We start from the raw sequence: 2,536 nt of genomic DNA, 5'->3' as shown, positions 1-2,536 counted from the left end.
GCGGATGACGCGGATTTTTAAATACTGCGCTACGTTATCCCACCCGGAAGATAAAAAAGAGATCCGCGTCATCCGCGTCATCTGCGTCTAAAAAATTATAGTATAAACTAATTATGAACATTTACTTATCAGTAACCAGACTATCGGCTTTAACTCCCATAACTACTGAGCGAAGCGATAACTCCTTTAACTACTGATTCACATAATTTGTATATGTTATAGCCAAGTCTGTTCTCTATCCGTATCATTGTATCTTGATACACCGCACAGAGAAACCGCTGGCACGGATAGACATATTGTATGAGTGATAGTTATACAAATCATTATAGTCCAACTCGTAGGCAAGACCCGACCCGTTGCCCGGAGTAGCCGCCCAATAATTTGCGTAGTAACCGGTAGAGTTCAGGTTCCCGTTGGAGGCGCCGCGGTATCCGGCTGCGGGGAACACTACCTTTGCAGCTCCGGGGTTGGGCAATGAGTTGCGGGCAAGCTCACCTCCGGTCACGCCCTTGCCCACGATGCGTACGCTGCCAAGTGTGGAATAGCCATATTTGTTGTCTTTGCCCGTATCGCTAATACCCTCCGAACCATCCCACGCCCCCAGTACACGGCCGATGTTGGTGTAGCCCTCCGGCGTTTCTCCCAGAAGTGCGATTATTTCTGCGGTGGTCGGCATGCGCCACTTGCCCTGCACCCAACCCATATCGCTGATGTAACGGCAGATGTCGCCTTTGGCATTGGCTTTGTCGAACCCCGGACCGGTACCGCCGGGATAGCCGGAGAAAGCATCTATGCCGTAACCTGTGCTGGAGTTGCCGTATGGATTTGCACCGATATCCGAACTGCCGGTATAGGGAACCTGACCGCTTGCGGATTGGTCGCTGAAAACCCATGCGCCCGGAACCCTGGAGGCATACTCGGCAGGCCAGAACACCACGTGTGAAGGAACCACGCCGGACGTGCCGTTATTGAAGGTTGTACGGTCGCTCGTCACCCCCACCAGCGACCCCCACCGGAAATGAAGCCCCTGTACATTGGCCGCTATGGCGGGCACGGTGCCGGTCACGGTTGAAGAAGTCGATGCATCGTAGTAGGTCACGCTCTTCGAAACCGTATGGTCGTTTTCGGTCTCGGCAAATGTCAGTATCTTATTGCCTCTGCTGTCGATGTACATTACGATATTGCTCCGGGCAAAACGCTGCGCCATGCAGTAATTCTGCCTCACGGTGACCACTACGTTGGTCTCGTCGTTGAGCATGATGGTAGCCGTGCGGTCGGCATTGGTGGCATTATTGGCAGTGGCGAAGGCGTAGAACGTCTGTGTGCCTGTGCCGCTGAGTGTCTGGCTTGCGCCTGTGTCGTCGCTGCTGAGTGAGAGCGTGAGCCATGTTTCGCTTGTAGTGAGCGTCCACGGCAGCGAGGGTACGGGATTGCCATGTTCGTCGGCACAAATAACCTTTGCCTCGCCACTGGATGCGGTTTGAGGTAGTGTGATGATAGACGGTTCGACGATGATTACCCCTCCCGGAACGATGGTCAGTTGGTAGGTTATCTTCTTGCCCGGCAACCACTCGTGGGCATCGAAGTTGATGTCGAGCGTTGTGTTGTCATCGTAGGTAACCGTCAGTACGGCGTTGCTGCCGAGTGTCTGCGGAATCATCATCAGGTAGCCGTTGCCCGCCATCAGATTGGTGGACATGGTAGGTGTGGCGGTGTAGTAACTCCGGCCGCTGTCGAAGTTGATGGATGCGCTGAAGTCGGTACTCGTGTCGGGGGCGCTGAGGTTAGTCCACTCGATATCGTCTCCGTTTACTGCCAGCGTGCCGGTCATTGAGACGCCGCTGATGGAGATGCCGGCAATCTTTTCACCATTGCCTGTTACCTGGAATCCTACTGTCGTCAGGGCGTGTTCCATTGCCAAGGTAACGTATCCGTTGGCAGGTTTTATGATGTCCACGCGCGGCATGGCAACCATGAGGTCGGGTTGCCGGGTTACGTCCGCAGGTACGGTATAGGTCAGCGTGGGAATGCCGGTGGTGGAGCTGTTGCCGTTTACCACGATGCCGTTGCCTGTGGCATTGGTGGTGGAGTTCCACATGCCGGTTGCGTAGGGAGCATAGGCATAGAATGTGAACAGGTCGTTGGCCAGAGCGTTGTTCCATTCTACCGGAGCGCCTTCGTATTTCCACATTCCTTCGGCGTTGCGGTAGAGTCGCCGGTTGAACATGCGGTTGGGGAGGTCGGTTGGCGTCCATTGGTTTTGCCCCGTATAATAGCCGAATGTGCCGATGTCGATGAGTTGGGCGGCATCGTTGATGGGTGTTCCGCGACTGATGGAACTGGTCGAGAAGACTACGATTTCCGAAGGGTTGTAGGGGCTATCTGTTTCTGTCTCAAACAGTGGGTCGTTGGAGCAACTCACAATTGCCAAAGCCACAGTTGCGAGTAAGAGAATCCGTTTCATTGTTCTTGCTATTAAGTACTTAATCATAATTTAGCAGGTTATTATTAAGAATTAGGCGCGGATTACGCGGAT

The 2,536-nt window shown here is 53.6% G+C and carries 1 protein-coding gene; it reads right to left on the bottom strand.

The features are described from left to right. Positions 1-244: 244 nt before the first annotated feature. On the bottom strand, positions 245-2,464 hold the full coding sequence (locus B2Z67_RS00365) for a hypothetical protein (protein WP_291527828.1): 2,220 nt from the start codon (positions 2,462-2,464) through the stop codon (positions 245-247). Positions 2,465-2,536 lie beyond the last annotated feature (72 nt).

The sequence above is a fragment of the Bacteroides sp. UBA939 genome (genome assembly GCF_002293435.1).
GTDB lineage: Bacteria > Bacteroidota > Bacteroidia > Bacteroidales > Bacteroidaceae > Bacteroides.
This window is presented reverse-complemented; position numbering and strand designations above follow the sequence as displayed.